Annotated in this window: 22 protein-coding genes; 4 read left to right on the top strand and 18 right to left on the bottom strand. The window is 44.2% G+C overall.

The window, feature by feature from the left end; translation table 11 throughout:
- Positions 1-32 precede the first annotated feature (32 nt).
- The 13 genes from JKP77_RS03775 to JKP77_RS03715 all read right to left on the bottom strand — a co-directional run bounded on the left by JKP77_RS03775 (position 33) and on the right by JKP77_RS03715 (position 11616).
- On the bottom strand, positions 33-371 hold the full coding sequence (locus JKP77_RS03775) for a type II toxin-antitoxin system RelE/ParE family toxin (RefSeq protein ID WP_218309893.1): 339 nt from the start codon (positions 369-371) through the stop codon (positions 33-35).
- Complete coding sequence (locus JKP77_RS03770; RefSeq protein WP_218309892.1) at positions 368-1078, bottom strand: site-specific integrase; 711 nt, start codon at positions 1076-1078, stop codon at positions 368-370. The genes JKP77_RS03775 and JKP77_RS03770 overlap by 4 nt, the downstream gene beginning before the upstream one ends.
- A gap of 156 nt (positions 1079-1234) precedes the next feature.
- Entirely contained in the window at positions 1235-1468 is a 234-nt protein-coding gene (locus JKP77_RS03765; protein ID WP_218309891.1) for a hypothetical protein, read from the bottom strand.
- A 514-nt stretch (positions 1469-1982) separates the two neighbouring features.
- The gene (locus JKP77_RS03760; protein WP_218309890.1) at positions 1983-3035 is read right to left on the bottom strand and encodes a hypothetical protein; all 1053 of its coding nucleotides are present in this window, start codon (positions 3033-3035) and stop codon (positions 1983-1985) included.
- Positions 3032-4000 (bottom strand): hypothetical protein, encoded by a 969-nt coding sequence (locus tag JKP77_RS03755; protein ID WP_218309889.1) that lies wholly within the window; start codon positions 3998-4000, stop codon positions 3032-3034. Before JKP77_RS03755 ends, JKP77_RS03760 begins: the two co-directional genes overlap by 4 nt.
- A 232-nt stretch (positions 4001-4232) precedes the next feature.
- A complete protein-coding gene (locus tag JKP77_RS03750; protein ID WP_218309888.1) occupies positions 4233-5429 on the bottom strand; it encodes a secretion/conjugation apparatus DotM-related subunit in 1197 nt (398 codons plus the stop codon).
- Positions 5426-5974: a hypothetical protein gene (locus JKP77_RS03745; protein ID WP_218309887.1), complete on the bottom strand. Its 549-nt coding sequence runs from the start codon at positions 5972-5974 to the stop codon at positions 5426-5428. Before JKP77_RS03745 ends, JKP77_RS03750 begins: the two co-directional genes overlap by 4 nt.
- On the bottom strand, positions 5974-6798 hold the full coding sequence (locus JKP77_RS03740; protein ID WP_218309886.1) for a hypothetical protein: 825 nt from the start codon (positions 6796-6798) through the stop codon (positions 5974-5976). Before JKP77_RS03740 ends, JKP77_RS03745 begins: the two co-directional genes overlap by 1 nt.
- A complete protein-coding gene (locus JKP77_RS03735) occupies positions 6798-8027 on the bottom strand; it encodes a hypothetical protein (RefSeq protein WP_218309885.1) in 1230 nt (409 codons plus the stop codon). The genes JKP77_RS03740 and JKP77_RS03735 overlap by 1 nt, the downstream gene beginning before the upstream one ends.
- A complete protein-coding gene (locus tag JKP77_RS03730) occupies positions 8027-8911 on the bottom strand; it encodes a hypothetical protein (protein ID WP_218309884.1) in 885 nt (294 codons plus the stop codon). Before JKP77_RS03730 ends, JKP77_RS03735 begins: the two co-directional genes overlap by 1 nt.
- Positions 8911-10011 carry a hypothetical protein gene (locus JKP77_RS03725; protein WP_218309883.1) on the bottom strand — a complete coding sequence of 367 codons (1101 nt, stop codon included), beginning with the start codon at positions 10009-10011 and terminating at the stop codon, positions 8911-8913. Before JKP77_RS03725 ends, JKP77_RS03730 begins: the two co-directional genes overlap by 1 nt.
- Positions 9965-11137, bottom strand: coding sequence for a hypothetical protein (locus JKP77_RS03720; protein ID WP_218309882.1), 1173 nt, complete (start codon positions 11135-11137; stop codon positions 9965-9967). The genes JKP77_RS03725 and JKP77_RS03720 overlap by 47 nt, the downstream gene beginning before the upstream one ends.
- Complete coding sequence (locus tag JKP77_RS03715; protein WP_218309881.1) at positions 11134-11616, bottom strand: hypothetical protein; 483 nt, start codon at positions 11614-11616, stop codon at positions 11134-11136. The genes JKP77_RS03720 and JKP77_RS03715 overlap by 4 nt, the downstream gene beginning before the upstream one ends.
- A gap of 73 nt (positions 11617-11689) precedes the next feature.
- Here JKP77_RS03715 and JKP77_RS03710 point away from each other — a divergent pair, with 73 nt between their 5' ends.
- The gene (locus JKP77_RS03710) at positions 11690-12163 is read left to right on the top strand and encodes a hypothetical protein (protein WP_218309880.1); all 474 of its coding nucleotides are present in this window, start codon (positions 11690-11692) and stop codon (positions 12161-12163) included.
- Entirely contained in the window at positions 12160-12360 is a 201-nt protein-coding gene (locus JKP77_RS03705) for a hypothetical protein (protein WP_218309879.1), read from the top strand. The genes JKP77_RS03710 and JKP77_RS03705 overlap by 4 nt, the downstream gene beginning before the upstream one ends.
- 53 nt (positions 12361-12413) lie before the next feature.
- On the opposite strand, the gene JKP77_RS03700 is transcribed toward JKP77_RS03705, so the two are convergent.
- From JKP77_RS03700 to JKP77_RS03685, 4 genes are all read right to left on the bottom strand, one after another.
- Complete coding sequence (locus JKP77_RS03700; RefSeq protein ID WP_218309878.1) at positions 12414-12725, bottom strand: hypothetical protein; 312 nt, start codon at positions 12723-12725, stop codon at positions 12414-12416.
- Positions 12726-12783: 58 nt separating this feature from the next.
- Positions 12784-13077: a hypothetical protein gene (locus JKP77_RS03695; protein WP_218309877.1), complete on the bottom strand. Its 294-nt coding sequence runs from the start codon at positions 13075-13077 to the stop codon at positions 12784-12786.
- Positions 13049-13600 (bottom strand): hypothetical protein, encoded by a 552-nt coding sequence (locus JKP77_RS03690; RefSeq protein ID WP_218309876.1) that lies wholly within the window; start codon positions 13598-13600, stop codon positions 13049-13051. Before JKP77_RS03690 ends, JKP77_RS03695 begins: the two co-directional genes overlap by 29 nt.
- Positions 13601-13709: 109 nt before the next feature.
- The gene (locus JKP77_RS03685) at positions 13710-15584 is read right to left on the bottom strand and encodes a hypothetical protein (protein WP_218309875.1); all 1875 of its coding nucleotides are present in this window, start codon (positions 15582-15584) and stop codon (positions 13710-13712) included.
- A gap of 73 nt (positions 15585-15657) precedes the next feature.
- On the opposite strand from JKP77_RS03685, the gene JKP77_RS03680 reads away from it, so the two are divergent.
- Positions 15658-16413 (top strand): hypothetical protein, encoded by a 756-nt coding sequence (locus JKP77_RS03680; RefSeq protein ID WP_218309874.1) that lies wholly within the window; start codon positions 15658-15660, stop codon positions 16411-16413.
- A 2-nt stretch (positions 16414-16415) separates the two neighbouring features.
- Positions 16416-18065, top strand: a complete 1650-nt coding sequence (locus tag JKP77_RS03675) for a DUF2201 family putative metallopeptidase (RefSeq protein WP_218309873.1) — start codon at positions 16416-16418, stop codon at positions 18063-18065.
- A gap of 37 nt (positions 18066-18102) precedes the next feature.
- Here JKP77_RS03675 and JKP77_RS03670 read toward each other — a convergent pair whose 3' ends face one another.
- Positions 18103-18336 (bottom strand): hypothetical protein, encoded by a 234-nt coding sequence (locus JKP77_RS03670; RefSeq protein WP_218309872.1) that lies wholly within the window; start codon positions 18334-18336, stop codon positions 18103-18105.
- Between the last annotated feature and the right edge of the window lie 2 nt (positions 18337-18338).

The following is an 18338-nucleotide window of genomic DNA, read 5'->3' as shown; positions in this document are numbered from 1 at the left end:
TCAACACTGATATTTATACAAGTATTGATATATTAACTCTTAATTTCTCTCATCATCAGTTTGTAACGTTTTTTGGCAGTATCCATAGCCTTCCGGTCAACGCCGTTGGTAGTCTTGGTGAATGAGTGAAGTATGAACACTGTATCAGCGAACTTAGCAACGTAAACAGTTCGGTAAGCTGGCCTGCCATTTTCAATCAGCTCCACAGCACCAATCCCTACGCTGTCTTTCAAATGCTTAAATTTACTGAACGGCTCTTTATCCTGACAAATAGCATTTAGATCGTTCGCAAAGCGCTTTTGAATGACATCCGGCAACGCAAGAAATTCTTTCTTTGACTGGTTATTGATGAATTTAAACTTCTTCGTCATAACATAAATTTTCTTCTTTTTTTAAAGCTATCAAGTCGCTTTTGCTTGCGATCTGCTCGCTGTTCAAACCAATCATAGATTGGACTTAGCTGCATATAGTCCATTGTCAGGATTTGCTTTATCGACTCTTCACTAAAGCCCGTAATGATCATTATATCAGTCGTACTTGCCCCATTGCGGTACATTTCAATAACGCATGTTCGCACAAGTGAAATTCGTCTTACCCCCTTATTCCAAAGCCCAGCATCGCTAATTAATGAATCAAGTTTCTTGTTCAGGGCAAAGGGGCTAATTGCACTCCCCCGGCTTTGAGTTGTGAACGGCTTAAAGTTATCAGCAATAAGTAATGCTGCATTAGGGTCTAAGCCATAGTAATGTTTATGCGGATAGCTATTTATTTTGTGCTGTATAAGCCATTCAAAATAGCACTCAAAAGCCCTTTTAAGTTCGGGGTGACTTAGGACAATGGGACGTTCGTAGCCGTCTCGGGTAATCGACTCAGGCAAAACAACAACTTCGTTTAACTGCCCCTCTGGCGTGATGAAGAGCCGGTTCGTGATCAACGTCAGTTCAATTTCTCTTAAACCAGTTAAGGTAGCTAAGAGAATGAGTAATTTGTTTCTGTGCCTAAGCTCACTCTGCCTGCCGCAATTTCTAGGAATTAGCTGCTCCCAGAGTTCAGCATTTGTAATAGGTCTACCTTCCATTGAAACGCATTTTTATAGGTAATATTGCGTTTATTGTGCCGTTCTATTTAGCAGATAGCAATTATTAGGGTTTGAAGACCTTGAATGAACACGATTAGACAGTGATGAATGGGAAACGTTCTGACAATAAAAAAACCCCTGGAGCGGGGTTTAGTTTCACTCGTTAATCATAATTTCCAAACGTTCTCTGCAAGCCTTTGCTAACGCTTCACTGGTAGAAAGTATCTTTTCAAGGTTTGGCTTATTAGCCATGAAATGGAGGTCTTCGCCCGATTCAATAATAGATCCGTTAATTGAATAAAGCCTCAGAACCTTAACTAATTCGTCAAACTCATGGATAGATATAGCACTTTCCATACTTTCATCCTTGTTACATGATTTACTATTCATAGTGGTTTCCTCTCTTATAAAAAAAGGGCAAACCACCGCCCCGCCAGGACAATAGTGTTGCCCTTTTGGGTTCGTGTTGTCGGCAGCTCGAAAGCGCCGGTTTTCTTCAGTCGTGCGATAGCGCCAGGGCTTCGCATTTCATAGTCACGTTCACTATACCAAAACCGGCAGCATAGGAAACGTTTGGGCAAAAGAAAAGCCTCTTCAAGGAGGCTTTTGGCATGTATTAGCTTGAATGGGCCCCGGATAAAACGGGGCCCATTCAAGCTAATGAAACTCTTAATCTAAAGTTTCTGTATTTAAGATCAAGTTTCACGGGCAAACTCCATGGTCGATACGTGGTGAGGATAAATTTTTCAATACGTCGAAATTTTATATAACCTCCATATTATTAGTGCAACGCAATTAAAAATAGTTCCAATAGGAAGCGTTCACGCAGAAACAACCGCCAATACTACTCTTCAGATTTGAATAAGCAGACGGTGATCCACCAACTTGCTTTTAAGTAAGCACTTCACCTTCTAAGCGGCACATTTGCAGCCAGAGCTGCATCTTCATGCAGATCAAGAAGTACACTATAGTCTGTGAGAAGGTCTTGAGTGTGCACTCTGTTACCTTGAGACTGATTCTTTATAAATGCATCCGTTATTCTAAGAAGTGATCTAGCACTGAAGTCTGCAGTGAGGAGAGGCTTGCTTTTAAGGGACGTACAATAGCGTGCAGCTTCCTCATCAGTATATGCACGGCCAGAAACGTCTTGCTTGTGTTTGCGAATGAGTTGTGCATTGAAGTCGTCATTTGGAAACTGCAAATATGTCATATGATGGCCATTGGACATGGGGTCGATGAAGTGCTCGTTTTCTTTTGCTTGGTTAATCCACGCCACATATGTTTCAAAGCGGTGATGCATATGAGCATTAGTATGAAGGAAGTTCGCTCTGCTAAAGATTTTCAGCCTTTCCTCATCAGGCAACCATGGTCGGTTCTTCACATAATCCATTAGAATCTGTGGCTGAGTTTCCTGCTCGAAAGCACCTTGCGCGACAAGGAAGATAAACCCTCTAAGATAGACGGCGTCATCGTCATTGAGTATCAGTTCATCCATGTAATTAGGAGAGGTAATCAAGTGATTTACATCGTATTCCCCAGCATAAACCTGGTTGAAGTATCTGCTCGCGACATCAAGATGATGCTCGAACGTAAATTGCAGCTCACTTGCATCAGCGCCATTTGAGCCGGCATTGCTTTCAATATGCTGGATACGCTTTAAACACTCACTCAATCTTGGTTTAGGACGACTGACCAACTCTTCAATTTCTGCTTTAAGGTTTGAGATGTGACTTTTAAGTTGTTGAGCAGTCTGTTCAAATCCCGCCGTAGTGTTTGCTTCACTTTCTTTGGACTTTCTGATGGCAGAAAACAGATCACGTTGATAGTCTTCAAGGTACTCGATGTAGCCTTCGATATATGAAACGTGCTTTTCCTTCAGATCACCTGAAGAGTGGTACCGTAGTTTCTCAAAACCCAGCTCTTCACAGAGACTGTTAAAGCGTTCTGCCATACTCATCTGGTTAACTCCCTCACATGATTTCTCTCCAAGGAGCTCAACACTTCCTGAGAGATATTCATAACAGCTTCTACCTGTCCGGAGAGCGATCCATCGAACTCTGGCTTTATACCTAACGTTGAATTCAGTCCAAACGGGCTAGTCGCATAGGAACTGTGCATTGCACCGGTTCCTCTTTGCAGATATATCGCAGACTTTAAAGTAAAGTCTGGGATGTTTGTAATCAATTGCTCTGGTGTAGCAGATTTCATCCCCGTAATTCTCAAATTACCATCGCGTTTCTCTGTTCTCATGATCGAGTCGAGAATTGTTATCGAGCGCTCTCTGCGCCACAATTCCAAATCATTACCATCAATAGCCTTGGAAAGGTGCTCTGTAAGAGACTGGACTAAGCCGGGATCCTCTGGGGTTCGGACCAGATAATCAAGAATCAGGTAAGGTTCCTGGTATTTTCGAAGGAAAGCGTCATTCGTGCTTAGTAGCCGTGCATATAAGACAGCGTTATTTCTGTCTGAAACAATGGCGTCGTACCATTCATCAAGATTGAAACTGAACGCTTCCACACCGACAGAGAGACCTAAGTTTCTACCATGTCGCATAGATTCCGAAAACTTCTCGATGTGCTTTAAGAACTCATGCATCGCTGCTGCGTTGATTTCTGCCGTTGCGTTCTGGTAGAAGCTATTCTCGGTATAGTTCTCTGGCTCTGCAGTTGTGTCTAACAACTCCGACAGTCGCTGTTGCTTCTTCGAATTAAATGAAGTGTGACGGTGGAAGGCGACTTCTTTAGTGCTATTTGCAACTTCCTCTCGAAGGCGGTCCAGTTCCCTGTCCTGCCTTCGCTTTTCTTCATTCATCCGAACTGCATTCTCAAGAGACGGGCACTCTGCGTAAATTTGATCTCTTAGAAGAATTGCATCCCGTATTTTATTGTTCTTACGTTGCTGGTATTCAAACTCACTCATCCGCAATCCTGCAAAAATGATATTATTTATGCATCATATCAGCGAGCTTGGCTTTCCGCAACTGACTAAAGTCCTCTCGGTGGAGGCTTGGCCAGACGACTTTTCTTCATGGGATATTTAAGCATGATTTCAGCTATTTTTTGTCGTGAAAGAGTCGACTCAGCAACTAACCTCACTCTACTGTTTCGCTTCTCGGCCTCACCAGGTGTAAGGTTCAATTTGTTACCCCCCATCAAAACTCCGACAGTGATTCAAAACGTTTTTCTAAGAAGTTGTCGATATCATCGAATAATAAGCTGTAAGCCGGCTCTGGAACCGCTCTGCATTCAATGCGCTCACACGTATAGTGTCTAACTGCTAATGCCACTTCCATATTGGTACCAGGAGAGTTTTCTTTTTTTGCAAATTCCGGACTATTGCCCGGAACGCCAGTGCTGTGTAATACAAACCAAAGATTGCGATCAAGCATTTTTAACCAGGTGTAATAACCAGGTTGGAAAGTTCCCTTTCTTTTGACGTCTATCAGCATTCCACGAAGAAACGTAGAGGTATATGCATGCCGCTTAAGTAGCCTGTGGACATAGGGACAATCCCAGCAGAGGCTAATAATTTCGTTTACCTGGTTAAGATAAACACTCTTGTCCATCTCACCGTTCAGGTAATATGAAACGTCTCCGGACAATCCTCTAATCGCATAGTCACGCGTCATCTTCTCTGGAATGTACTTACCTTTTACTGGTGCGCCTTTCGCGCTTTCAGAACCAATATTTCCTCTCTCCGGATAAACGACAGAGAGAAATATTGCCAGCATTATTCGCTCCGTCTCACTAAAGCTTTCTATCCCCGTAATGAGGGAACCCAAATGCGGTTTAAATACTTTTTTTGCCGCCTCACGCTTAATTTTTTCGGGTGCCCCCTCTGTCTTACTAAGTAAGTGTCTATTTTCCAAATACTCATAGGGAAGCTCTGCCTGTCTGAATTTCCCTTTCCTTACATCTTTTGAGTCTTTGAACGGGTCGTTATTGATTAAGTATCGATTGAACCGCCAATAGGTTGTTTCCTGCTCCAAGAGCGATTCAAATGTGTGCGCTTGAGTATACTTTTTCTTGTCAGAAAATAGGTGCAGCCCCATTCCAACAAGAAAAAGTACAAAAATCCAAGAGCCGTAATAGTAAAGACGGTCCTCTATCTTCGCTAGTGAGGTGACTGGCACGTCGGCGTAAGAAGTCTGTGATAGATACCTGTTTACGTAACTAAGATTAGGCGTATCGGCACCAAAAATATTACCTATCCCGTCAAGCGACCATACATAAGCATGTTTTGCGGCCGCCCATGGCGCGGTAACAAGGACTGGATGTTGATAGAAAATGAAGCCTAACATCACTAATACAAATAAGATGGTGAACGCTAGAGCTGATTGTTGACTCACTTCAATACCTCACTACGTGTTGGTAGCCACCGGCCAGAACGGATATAAAGCATGAACGGGAATCTTTGCTTCAGTCTAATCATTTTCGCCATGTAATAGTGCCAAAACATAATCAGAAGCAATACTCCTGACGTAGGTACCATAGTAATCAAGACGGGATAAGAAAATGTCGGCAAAAATAAGCTTACCAGGGGGACACGGATACCAAAATCTCTAAACAAACCAATGATAGGGAGAGAAACCAAAGCCAGTCCAAATAACAGCATCAAAGTCCCTCGTACAACGTGCTGGTGGTATCTGGCTCTTTGTTGCGTCGTAGATATATTCAAGCGCTCAATCTCTGCCTTATAAAGACCTTTTGCGCGCTTTAGTGTCACATTTTCAAATTTTACGCCTTCCTCTTCCTCCCTAGCCGACCTTAGGCTCTCCTTATCCTTTTTGTGGCGCTGGAGCAAATCTGTCCAGGCCCCTATTGGATTAATTTCAGTTGGCGACTTATGAAAGAAACCTGGTGTTGCTAGATATTTGAAAACCTTCGCGATCATTAAGAAGGCCTCATTGACGGTCTCAATCCGTTCAGCAATCCATCAATGAATTCCTGAAACGACTCCATTATGGCACCAAATTTTTCAGAGAGCTTTTCCATGGACTCTTTGGTTGTACTATCGCCTGATAGGGTTTCTGCTGCAGTTTCAACACTTCTTTCCAAAGCTGCTTTGGACTCCCTTCCGATCATATTGGTATCCTGCAACTCTTTAAGCGCAAGTTGATTCTCTGGCTTCGCCAATTGCGTATACAGGTCTGCTTGTGCTGCTTCCGCCATTTTCATTGACTCTTTAAACTTAGAATCTGATTCAGCTTTACGTTTTATTTCATCGCTATTCGATGGCGAAATGCCGGCTTTCTGCAACTGAGCAGAGAAATGTGCATCTGCATATTTAAATCGCTGTGTTGCATTGTTGAGCGCATTGGCGAACATAACGGCTTTGACGTTATTACCGTGGACTTTGCTCAAGTTTGTCATGGCCATTCCCTTTTTCGATGAGAATATTTTTCCCAATGATGCAGAGAGAATATTGGTATGCGTTGAATTTCGGTCCTGCATTTGTTGATTTGTACGAATTTCGTTATTAAGTGAAGCTCGGACACTTTCATCTTCTGGCATATCGCAACTTAAAGGATCCAGTTCCGGCGCCTTCTCATCTTTAAACGGCCCTCCGCGGAGTGTATCAATTTTCCTTAAAGCCGCCTGGTCAACATCCAATTGGACGAACGAGGATAGAGAAGCTTGCTCTACACTAAGCACAGAACGAGCCTGGCTAGCACTGGCATTTTCAATTGATATGTCGGGTGTTGTTCCTGTCGTCATTACGCTAACCTCTCATTTCGTTCTATAGCTTCGATTAATTGCGATGCAGCAAGTTTATTTCCGTGTTTTGTCTCCTGCAGCGTCTCAAACAATAAGCTGTTGGTAGACCCTGTCATTAGCAACATATCTTTCAAAAGTGGAGTCGGATCCCCTTTCCCTATAACTTCGTCATACCACTCAGAACCACCGCCATGTGTTCTCGCAATCTCCAACTTCTTCGCCTCATATCTGCTGGCAGTGCCTGCAAATTCTGGAGATCTCTCTTCAATATCTTTAACAAATGTCTGCCTGGCCAAAATTAAACGGTTGTGCTGACCAATTTTATGGAGGGCCTTTGTTGCAGCGCTTCCTTGAGCTTTCAGATTTGGTTCCCCTATACGGTCTGCGAGAGGAGCTATCATGGCATCCACACTATTCATAGCAGCACTTTTGGCCGAAGGAGATAAAGTGTCTGATGACTCTGTGACGATGGGACTAGCTTTCAACATAGTTTCCACTTTCTTCTCGTCAGAGATGTTGCCTGTGAGATCACTTAACCCCTCTCTTACTGAGTTGAACACAAGCTTTGAATACTGGCCACTTCCCCATGACGTTGCTTGTTTTACATAGTTCGCGACGGCTCGCGACGCTCGCTTTTGTTCACCAAGTTCTACTTTCTTTCTGAATTTCACTTCGGTAATGCTATGGCACATGTGCGGCGGCGTTTCTGTCGCACGAGCTATTTTAGAGGTTTCGACGGTTGTTGTTACCTCGTTAATTGCATCAGTTGAGCGGCCTTGTGCTTTTGCCCCCTCTTGGGTACCGAACATGTTCGATAAGCCAAATCCTTCCATTAAGTTGCCAAAGATACTTTTCAGTGGCTCAAGAACAGCTGCGCCAGCCTTTTCAGTAATACCATTTACAATGTCGTCCACCCAAGCATGAGCAGGTCTCGGCACAGTTAGTGCTACGCCCGCTAAAGCGATAGCAGAAGCAGAAACTATACTACTTGCCTCACCGTTTTTGCCTTGCTTCTTCTCCGTGTCGCTTTCTTCAGTGTTGCTGGCTGCGCATTCTTTAGTGTTACGATCTAAGCTCGGACTCGCTTGAGTTTCTTCACCTTTGTTCTCCTTAGACTTTTCTTTGGATACAATGCTTTCAGGAGTAGATTCGACTTCTGCAACATGGCGAGCACGAGTAAACAAGGAACGGAAAAAACGTCTACGATTAGGTTTGTCAATTTTGCTCATTATGCTTGCTCCGAGTGTTCTACTTCGAGAAGCGCATCTACCGCTGCCAAGGCAAGTCGGCGCTCTTCTTCGAAAATCATTTCTATATAAAGCTGATTGGTTGTCATTTGGTTCGCAACCAGCTCCTTCAGTATGGGAGTTTCATCTCCAGTGCCGGCATTCATTTCTTGCATGAGTGGGCCACCTTCTGACAGTGATTCGATTTGCGCCTTTATCAACCCCATTCGACTTTCTACTGATCCTTTATGAAAACGAGACGCAACATCATCCGCTAAAATCGCTTTCACAAGTTGGATTCTTGCGTGTTTCACCAACTTTCTACTTTGATCTGATACCAACGTTGATGTTGGAGAGCGAGGTAAACCTGCCTCGCAGGCTCTCGTTTCGTCACCAACCTTGCCAAAGCACAGGGACGGATCGTATTGCGTGCCTAATGTGGCATTAATTTCCGCCTTGGCTTTCTCAAAATTATCAACTCCGTCAATTTCACTATCTCTGGGAAGTTGGCTGTCACCAGTTCTACGCATCTCATCCCAGCGAACCAGTGTTCTTAGGCTTTCTTCGCCAGGCTCGATAACGTAAGTCATTATCGCCCGACGGACGGCATCTGATTCAGATATTCCATCCTGGTTCACTCGCATATTTTTCTGTATTTTCAAGCATGACTCATCAACGGGTTGAGTGCGCATTCCCATTCTGGTTTCATACAGAGCTTTCTTCGCCTGATTTACGTTGTCGACATAGGAGAGTTTCTTTTTTCGGCCATCGGTATTGTCTCCCGTAATCAGCTCCAAGACTGACTCAACAGACATATCGGTAACCATTTTTTGAACAATACCAATAACTTCGCCAATCGCTGTACCAATCGCCTCTGCAATCGCCATTAAGTCACCTCCCGAGAGGTGACAGCCAATGAAGCCGCAGTCATTCTCTGCCTCTGCTTTTTTAATCTCAGATATTCTTCCTGAAAGGCGTTTCCCGCAGCTCGCACAACTAACAATTTTTTATAGAGCGGTGTGGGTTTTGGCTTCGCTGATAGTGATGCGATGTTCCATGGAGTAAGTGAATAGCGATTGGCCTCATACACCAACATATCTACATGTGAAAGACCATCGAAAGCTATCTCCTCAGCAAGCGCCCGCGCTTGGTCATCGGTCTGAGCACCGATGAATGTGTCAATAAAATCTTCAGACTTTATTCTTCGACTTACCAGTTGCGATAGTGCATTTCTTGCTTGATGCTTGACTGCGTGCAAATGCATGCTGTCGGGCTTTACCGGGTTCTCAGTGTCTGATGTAACACCTGTGAGCAATTGCAAAGCATCCATTGCGATTTTTTTCTCTTCAAGAGTTAGGCCTTTTCTACCGATAAGCACATCCATTTGAGCCATGATAGTTCGAGCACTACGAGTGAAAGCATCTACCTTTACTTCCTGGACCGTTTTACCCCCGACTTTTTCCCTGTTTTTCCCAGGTAGTTCAGAAATCTCTCGCGCTAGACTAGATTGCAGTTCTACACTTCTTTTGGTCGACGCATCGGATAGGCGTCCCATTGATTTCATGTCACATGCATCGTCTGGTGGATCGTAGTCCGCCATAATCTCTGCATTAGCTATGACATGCTCCCCCATATTGACGTAGTCTGCGTACTTTGCCTGTACAATTATCTCATCCTGATTGTTCTTATCATCGTTTTCTAACTGCTTTTCCAGCCACGATTTAACTGATTCACTAACATTGGCCAAATATCGCCATGCGTAAAATAATGCTATGCCAACGACCGCTGCCTGAAGGAGTTTTTTAATAACCGAAAGAAGGGAGTCGAACATACCGGCCTGAGCTGGCGCGGATCCAACTCCCACGACGCCTCCCAGTCCAAGATACCCAGCTCCTCGAAGAAACTTTCTACGCCCGCTTTTATTCACAGTGACCTTTGCCTTAAGGGTGTCTTCCGCGGTCACTGTGTTGCGACTTTTTTGAGCCATCTACAAGCCCCCCTAGTTGTGTGTTGAGGAATTCAGCTCCCGATTTCGTGAGGCTGACATGTAAACCGAGCGATTTCTCGAAATCCTTGTTGATCTCTTCGAAGGGGATGCCAGCGTGCTTTACTCGGTTTACTACAGTACGCTTGTTAGCCGTTGATCCATCGTTTTTGTAACCATCCTTCATTTCTGAAAGAGTGAGTAAAGCCTGTCTCTTATAAGCGCTTGCTAAAGATTGACCTGCTTTATCCAACGCTGATTGGAGTACCATCACCTTTGACGACCTTGACGGATTGAGCCCTTCACCGTCCATTATCTTTTCGTAAATAAATCCGGCCCCGCCGACTAGCATTTCTGCCAACCTATGACTATGTGCTTCAGGGGCCGTAAACCAGCTGAACCATTCCAACTCTGTGACAACAGGCTGCATGGCTTTCATGATGCTGCAGGTTATTGCGCTCTCAGACTCAGGGTTAAAGTCATCTTTCTCGCCGAGGCTTAGCAACCCGCTAAGCTCATTCATTTTTTCCCGGGTACTTGCTATGAGGTCACTAACCATGCCCTCATTACCTTTACTAAGGTCTTTGGGAAGCTTCCCAGTAACAGAGCTCAGAATGTGACTGAAAAGCTCTTTCGTTGTTTCAATATCAATTTTTTTTGCATGTCGATATTGATTGGATAAGTTTTCAGAAACTGTCGCAAGAATTTGTCTCAGGACCCACCTGTGCTTTTCAGACTCAATTGGCAATCCGGCGTGTTTGATTTCCTCGACCAGATGTGTCACCAACTCTGTAGATGAACGGACAATTTGTGTTAACTCGACCATCGAGTCTTCCATGCTTACCTCTGAGCGTGAGGTAATGACGGAAATCATTGGAGACCACACTTTTGCCGCGGTTAACATCAAATTTATTTTTTTATTGTCGCTGCTTTGTGCAAAAAGAGACTCTACCTCTTCTTCACGTTCTTCTTTGGCTGAGTTTTTCATCGCCTCGGCCAAAATTTTCTTCCTCGATGAATCGTCTGTAACCGGGGTTTCTTTTGTAGGCATAACTGTTTCAGCCTTTTGGTAACCACCACTAAGCGCATCATCCAGAGTAAAACTTTCGCTATTTACTACATTTCTCACGGCTTACTGACCTCCGCAGCACGATCAAACGCAGGATTGTCATAAACGAGTTCATCTGCAATTCCTTCCAATCCAGTTGGGATAATTTTGGAAAGAACGTCGAAGTGAATAATCGTACGGGGGGATTCGGAAAGAGATAGCGTTTGATCAGGCTCTAAGTTTTTTAAAGATGCCAACCATTCATCAGTTAACGGGGTCATATCTAAAAAGCCATCACAAAGCTCACCTTTAGTAGCTAAGTGCCTCGCCATCAGAGTAAGCAAAACTCGCTTTTTGTCGTCCTTAACTTCGGCAGCCAACGTCCCATCATTCGACACATCGCCGATGAAATAATGGTCTAGTTGCAACATTTCGCATAGCCCGTTCACATAAAACGCAGCAAAACTTGCCAAGCCAGGTGTGTCCCCCATTCTCGAAAATGAGGTCACTCCATCGATAGATAGAGCCGCGACCGGCCATACGTCTTCAAGCTGTTCCATAAGTCCTGACCTGATTTGTAAATGCTTCACAATAGTTATATTATAAGCATAACTCAACAAAGATGATACAAGCATGAACCACTTAGATCAAAAATTAGATAGAACAATGCTTCTACAATTTATTATGGAGTGTGAAAGTGTTGGTGAAGGGCATTGGCTTATAGCGCCAGCGGACTCTAATGTAGATCAGATGTTTGTTGTTACCGGCCCACAGAAACGAAGCTGGGTGATAAGAAGAATTGAGAACCACGTTCAGATGTATTGTTCTGACTCAATTTATGCATGGGCAAGCACCGTTAAGATGGCCTACGTTTCTATCAACTATGCTGCCAACTCCATTGACTTTAACTATGGCATAACCAACGACAACGAAATCACGACCTTTGGTATTCGTCTCCCGTGTACTGAGTTGACGGTCTCTCAGTTGAAAGAGACTGAAACCCTTCAAATAGCGCGAGCACCTGAAAATTTTGAAACATCTAACAGTGCGCAAACATCAGGGATAGCGATCCCAGTGCGCCACGCTTTCTTAGGAGAACCAGCATGAAAGAGCCGAAAGTAATTACAAACGGCGGCGAAGGCTACGCAAAAGTCCCACAGAGAACGATTAATGCTAGTAATGTAAGCGACGTCACAAAGAAATTTGGTGCAGTTTTGACAGATGCTAATGCTGAAATGATGAGCTTGGCGGAAGTACAACAGCATTTTCAGCAGGGGAATGACCAGTATCGCCCAAGCATGTAAAAAAAAGCCTAGAGGCTTTCTCTAGGCTTGCTCTAAAGCTAATGAAATTCTCTTCATGGTGTTAATCCCATATCATAATCATCTTGAATCTCCGCAAGATTGACAATGTCCTGCTCCAGGGAAAAGTTAAGACCGGATTGCCAAGAATCGCTCGTTACCCTTCCCTCCACCATTGCATAGGTGATTATCTCTTTTACGAAGTCACTATCATAGAATTCGTCATCTTCAAGCGAATGAAATGATAGGTCTTCGTCAGAGTAAACTTCAGCAATCGGGAGACCATTTGGGGTAAGACAAACTTCAGCTTGTGCGGTTATTGGTTTTCTACCAGGTACCGTAATTGTGATCTTACAAGATTCTGACATGCCGCCTCCTGGTAAATCTACCTATGACCTAATACCCCCTCATGTGGAGGAGATGAAATTATGTTTTTTCTAAAACAAAGCTTTTTTGAAACTGGCTGAACGCGCCTTTTAATGCAGGGGAACCTTCACTTTGTACGGCAGTTGCCAACCTGTTAAATTGATGCACATCGGAAACAAACATGAGGTTATCGAGCAAAGCTTCATCAGACTCTGCGGAATTTACTATTTTTCGGTTCAACCGGTACAGAGAAGCAATCACTGCTTTAGCATCATCTACAGTTGCGTTCTTTTTGTGCTGGCACTTTTGCTTCAACCACCGAAAACTAATTAATGGAAGGCGCAAAAGCTGCATCGAAGTCTCGGATAGATTCATCAACAATACGAATTAACTTGTCACTAATGGGCATCTTAGCATTATTACGCTCACCGTTAACGATCCGGATGACACGAAGATATGGTTTATCAATGCGACTCGTATCAAGACCGTTCACTGTGAAGAATGAGTCATTGTAGACGAACGACTTTCCCAGCCATTCCACATTGAGCCCCAAACTGTCAGCATTCGATAAGTAAGCGCTATGGTAGCAGTCTAGCCCGTTGAGACTGACGGATGAAGCTGTAACATTAATCACTAGGGTAGTGTTGGTGTTATCGACATTAATGGAAGGAACGTCCATGCCGTATTTATCTACAACAGCTACCAGAGCATCTTGTAGATCTTTTCGAACAGAAGCTCTTATCTCTTCTGAAATTATCGGACTTGTAGAACCAAGCATCTTGAGCTGCTGTTCAGTCACATCGCGAATTTTCGCCAGATCTGACTTTTTTTTCTGCGGATTATCTAAAACTTTAAAGCTCTTCGCTGACTCTGCCATATCTCACACCAATAATGCATATTATGTATCTTTTGAGCATTATATAAGCTTTAAAATTAAAAGCAATAAGGGAGGCTATGCCTCCCTTATTTAGTATTGATGAGGAGAGCTAGTTCAAAGCCTTATCCAGTGCACTCAATTCATCATCTGTAATCAAGAAATCGTCTTCTTCTTTTTCTTCTTCAGGAATATCCAGCGCGTCAGTTAAAGCAGACAAGTCATCTTCAGTTAATGCAGTGTCGTCATCAGGACGTGGAGCCTCCTGTTCAATTGCTCCTAACTCTGACTCGACTGCTATCGCATTGTTAGTCAGTTCTTCTTTCGACGGACCAGAATCAGCTTCAGTCTCGATGTCTCTCAACTGACCTACTGAGGGCGTTTCTTCTGCCAATTGTTGAAGACGCTCAATAGTCTCACGATATTTCGATGCGTTCTTCGCAACAGCATCGTGCTCAAAACTGTTTTCTGTTTTTGCTTTGTTACTAATTACATCCGTGAAAGTAGTGTCGTACAGGCATGCATCCGGAACCGATGGATGAGGGGATCTTGCGATTGGATTTTGCCCGACTACTTCAGACATCATGGCAGTAAACTTTTCAGAAACGATAGTCATGCCATCTTTGTTTACGTTGCCTACCTTTGCTTTCGCATCGACACTTCCGATCAAGATGTCTTTGAACTTAGTCATGCCCAAGGCGATCTTGTCTTCCCGGATACCATAGTTATACAGGCCATCGACGAAATTTTTCAGAATTTTCTTGAGGTCTGCTGAATTAGCATCAAGCGTTTTACCTTGCTTAAACTCTCCCACCAGCATAGTAGATGCACTTCGCGCCAATGCCATTGCGTAATTAGTAGAAAACTCACTTCCATCAACAGTGTTCACTTTTTCCTGGGTAAACTTATCGAATAGCTTTCTTTCGCTTGGCTTAAACTCACCATTTTTCATCTGGGACAGTGCACATGGCAGAGCGCCACTTATCCATGACCGATAATGATTATGAACAACGGGCCCTGCTTCTTTTCCTACCTGACCATTCGCCCGTAGCTGAATGCGCTTTAATACACCATCAATTGGCATATCCATTTCTATCAATTCCATCGCATCTTCGACTTCAACAGAAAGTTGCTCAGCAAGAAGTGAATGCGTCCGAGCTCCCGGCCACTGAGCATCACCGGTTTGCCCAGGATTTTTGTAATAATATTCGTCACCATAGTTGATGATGAAACTTTCCAGAATATCAACAATAGGCCGCCCCTCATATCGAGTGAGAATATGCTCCAGCCAGGTGTCCGGACCAGTTTTCACTTCAAGCTGCAAGCCACGCGTCACTTCGGCCACACTCGTTTTGCTGGTGTGGGTTCCGTCTAACTTACCGCGGTTACGAGTAGTTCCGATGAACTTGCCAGAAAGATCTATCGAGTTGCCACGCTTCTGCTGTAACATCGGCAGCATCGCATTTCGTACATTGGGTAGAGCATTACCCAAGTCATCCAGTAACAGCATACCTCCCGCAGCATACTTGATCGCCGAATACTTAAGCCCTGGCGCAGAAGTTGTGTACTCGTCCCCTTCCATTGTAGTTTTTGTGGGCATGCCGCCTGTTGAGGTCAGCGCAGATGTTTCACCAGCAAGTTCCTGACTTATGTATACAAATGTTTCAGGAAACTTTTTATTTTCTGAAAGAGCAACAATCTCAGAGTCGCTAGGGTTTTTTACATATTGCAGGCCAACACCGCGTGCGAACATCTCAGATGCCTTCTCAAAGCAGAATGTTTTCGCCGTTTGAGGAGGACCTACAAGTGAAATTGGTGATGACTCGCGTTGACGATATGTCGTGCCCCGCATTTGCTTCCAAAACTTTTCGATTCGCTTATCCAAGTCTCCGTTGTCACCTTTGTAATGTGAATGACAAAGCTCTTCCATTATCAATAGCTGTACGAAAAACGGATCCACTTGTTCTACATCAGATTGCGCTGCCATGGCGACCTCTTTTGTTGCTGCAACTTAATTATGCATATATAGTATGTTTTAAGTCATATTGATGGATCAAGCCATGCAAAGTCAAGAAAAGTTAAAACAATTGGATTTAGCCCAACGCTTTCCACCTCAGTCGCTAGCCAGATATGTAGCTAATTCGGACCCGAATGAGACAGCGCCACGCAACACTCTGGAGATTTCACTATACAAACTTAATGACACAGCGATGCCGGATGAAGTTGTAATGCTGAACGGCGCTCTTCGCACTCTTATAGAGAGAGGTCTTGATATAGACAGACAGGTTGAGTTGTTGCGGTTTAGTGGTGAAGAGTTCGAAGCGCCCAATGTATTGCAATGTGCTTCCAACATTTTGAACGTCGACCCAGGACTGATCACTACACTCATTGAACAGACTACAGACTTATCAAAATCACCCAATTCTGGTTACAACACGTTATTGGGCTGCATTCGAAGAGAAGACTATGTGAATTTCGAAAAACTGTACAACGAAGGCATGAGGTTCTCGCAACAGGACGGTGAGTATGCTCTAAAGACCTTGACCCTTACATGTAGTGCTTCTGATGCGCCAGAATTAAAGGCCTCAAAGATGGATGCCGGAAAGAAAATTTTGGAGATGGGAGTCAACCTGTACAACATCAGAGTTTTTAACGATGCTCCCTTCGAAAATGAGCTTACTAATCGTGGTCAGGCGAAACTCGCTGCCTTAGTTGAGTCGTTAAAAATAGAAAGCAGCATTAACCAGCAGAAAACAGACGCGGCGCCAGAAGACATCGACACCATCATTGAATCGACTTATCAGCGAGGACTTTAACCATGAATGACGTTGCAATCGGGAAAAGTAAAAAAACCGGTAAAGATGTCACTATGAGTCAGGGTTCGCTGTATAAGGGCGATCCCAAGTTGAGTGATATATTCTACCGATTTGTTGATTGGTACTGTGGGTACACGGAAACATCGGCATCTCGCCACGGTATCTATTCCGTAATGGGCAGAAGACGAAACTCGTACCTCTATGACCACCCTGCACTGAAAAATCTTTGCGGTACAGCCTTTACTAATGGCGATGCGATTTTCTTCAACGCTGACTTTTTCCAAGAACTACTTGCCCTAAGACACAATCCCAATGGCCCATCATTCAACACTCTTGAATTTGTATACACACATGAGCTGTGCCACATCATAAAGGAACACTTTAGCCGGATGGGCCAATACTCTATGGCTGATGCCAATATCTTCGGGGATATGAACATAAACCTCGAAATAATGCGTACCTTCCCGTGGGCATTGCCAGAGGAGTGGGCTAAAAAATTCATCGGGTTTAGAGATGCTGACCCTGAGACCGGGCGCAAATCTGATAAGGAGCGCTTTGATGATTGTTCGGAAGAAGCCATCGCTCGAGTTCTGATAAAAGACCGAAATGACATTTTAAAAGACAAAGGAATTAAACCAGAAGATGCTACAGATAAGGAAAAATCTGACGCGATGGCAGAGGCTTTGGGAGCGGATAAAAATCCGGGCGAAGACCACGATCATACGATAACCTCTGAAGAACTAGCAGAAGCGCTCATAGAGGCCGGTGACTCTGAATTAGCTAAAGCTCTGGGCGTTCACCCAGACATGACAGATGATGAAAAGACAGAGGCTATCCAAAAAGCTAAAGACAGGCTGTCTAACGACCTTGCTGAAGCACAGAATGAGCGAAAGCAGCAACAAAACAGGGCTGGTGCACCACCTATCCCCGGTGGCCACATGGAAGATTTCCTGGACACGCAATTGCGGGCAGACCGAAAACCAAAATTAGAGTGGAAGCTTGCGGTAACTGAAATGATAGCTGGTGAAGGGATGCATACATTGTCGGATGATGGTATCCCTGATGACATTTATTTTGTCGACCCGGCTACCACTGGCTTTGGGGATGAAGTTTACCTACCAGGTATCATCCCCTCTACACAGTCTGCGGGGAGTTACCTCTGGATTAATGACACGTCCGCATCGATGTCTGACATTATGATAGAAGACAACAACTCTGAGCTACGCGGTATATTCGACCAGTTTGACGATGACGAAACAAAAGTCTTTATGACCTCTGCAGATACTATAGCCAGAGGGATTGCTCTTGAGGTGAACGCAGATAACGTCGACGAGGTGTTACAAAAACTTGTCGTCTACGGACGAGGAGGCACGGACCTAACCAGCGGAATAAACTCAAGCATCAAACTTATTGAGGAGCAGTTTCCCGATTTTCCAATAAAAGGGATCATCTTTTCCACAGACTTAGGCGATGTGGCTCCTCGTAGAAATGATTTACCAACAAATCTCCCACCGGTGCTTTTCCTGACTCCTCCTGAGTGTTATAACGCCAACTTTGTTGTCGCTGTAGAAGATTATGCCAGAGTAGTGCCAGTAGACGGTGGTGTTGTTGCTGATATGGAGTTTGAGCCTGAATCCCTTCCAGTTCCGTAGAGCAGGCCCCTATTGGGGTTTTGTTAACTAGTGCCTATCAGGTTTCAAAGTAGAACCTGTCTATATCCGAAAAGAGCAAGAAACAGTGAGCTTGCTCTTCTCCGACCGTTATTGATGTGACACCATCCTCATTTGGACCATCAATTATTCCACCGCGATCTTTCGCCCATGTTGTCGCTAGCAACAGTCCTTGTGCGTAAGAGTGACGCTGTTTTCTCAGAAGCATAAGATAGCTATCCAGACCTAATGGATCATCGTTCAACGCTCTCATCC

The sequence above is a fragment of the Alteromonas antoniana genome (genome assembly GCF_019249295.1).
In the GTDB taxonomy this organism is placed as follows: domain Bacteria; phylum Pseudomonadota; class Gammaproteobacteria; order Enterobacterales; family Alteromonadaceae; genus Alteromonas; species Alteromonas antoniana.
This window is presented reverse-complemented; position numbering and strand designations above follow the sequence as displayed.

Bases quoted from the DNA above. Each gene is read 5' to 3' on its own strand.
- JKP77_RS03715 (WP_218309881.1), bottom strand. From the start codon at position 11,616: ATGGAACAGCTTGAAGACGTATGGCCGGTCGCGGCTCTATCTATCGAT.
- JKP77_RS03695 (WP_218309877.1), bottom strand. From the start codon at position 13,077: ATGCAGCTTTTGCGCCTTCCATTAATTAGTTTTCGGTGGTTGAAGCAA.
- JKP77_RS03755 (WP_218309889.1), bottom strand. From the start codon at position 4,000: ATGAGTGAGTTTGAATACCAGCAACGTAAGAACAATAAAATACGGGAT.
- JKP77_RS03675 (WP_218309873.1), top strand. From the start codon at position 16,416: ATGAATGACGTTGCAATCGGGAAAAGTAAAAAAACCGGTAAAGATGTC.
- JKP77_RS03710 (WP_218309880.1), top strand. From the start codon at position 11,690: ATGAACCACTTAGATCAAAAATTAGATAGAACAATGCTTCTACAATTT.
- JKP77_RS03670 (WP_218309872.1), bottom strand. From the start codon at position 18,336: ATGAGAGCGTTGAACGATGATCCATTAGGTCTGGATAGCTATCTTATG.
- JKP77_RS03745 (WP_218309887.1), bottom strand. From the start codon at position 5,974: ATGATCGCGAAGGTTTTCAAATATCTAGCAACACCAGGTTTCTTTCAT.
- JKP77_RS03735 (WP_218309885.1), bottom strand. From the start codon at position 8,027: ATGAGCAAAATTGACAAACCTAATCGTAGACGTTTTTTCCGTTCCTTG.
- JKP77_RS03740 (WP_218309886.1), bottom strand. From the start codon at position 6,798: ATGACGACAGGAACAACACCCGACATATCAATTGAAAATGCCAGTGCT.
- JKP77_RS03760 (WP_218309890.1), bottom strand. From the start codon at position 3,035: ATGAGTATGGCAGAACGCTTTAACAGTCTCTGTGAAGAGCTGGGTTTT.
- JKP77_RS03730 (WP_218309884.1), bottom strand. From the start codon at position 8,911: ATGGCGATTGCAGAGGCGATTGGTACAGCGATTGGCGAAGTTATTGGT.
- JKP77_RS03690 (WP_218309876.1), bottom strand. From the start codon at position 13,600: ATGGCAGAGTCAGCGAAGAGCTTTAAAGTTTTAGATAATCCGCAGAAA.
- JKP77_RS03700 (WP_218309878.1), bottom strand. From the start codon at position 12,725: ATGTCAGAATCTTGTAAGATCACAATTACGGTACCTGGTAGAAAACCA.
- JKP77_RS03770 (WP_218309892.1), bottom strand. From the start codon at position 1,078: ATGGAAGGTAGACCTATTACAAATGCTGAACTCTGGGAGCAGCTAATT.
- JKP77_RS03725 (WP_218309883.1), bottom strand. From the start codon at position 10,011: ATGGCTCAAAAAAGTCGCAACACAGTGACCGCGGAAGACACCCTTAAG.
- JKP77_RS03765 (WP_218309891.1), bottom strand. From the start codon at position 1,468: ATGAATAGTAAATCATGTAACAAGGATGAAAGTATGGAAAGTGCTATA.
- JKP77_RS03680 (WP_218309874.1), top strand. From the start codon at position 15,658: ATGCAAAGTCAAGAAAAGTTAAAACAATTGGATTTAGCCCAACGCTTT.
- JKP77_RS03705 (WP_218309879.1), top strand. From the start codon at position 12,160: ATGAAAGAGCCGAAAGTAATTACAAACGGCGGCGAAGGCTACGCAAAA.
- JKP77_RS03775 (WP_218309893.1), bottom strand. From the start codon at position 371: ATGACGAAGAAGTTTAAATTCATCAATAACCAGTCAAAGAAAGAATTT.
- JKP77_RS03685 (WP_218309875.1), bottom strand. From the start codon at position 15,584: ATGGCAGCGCAATCTGATGTAGAACAAGTGGATCCGTTTTTCGTACAG.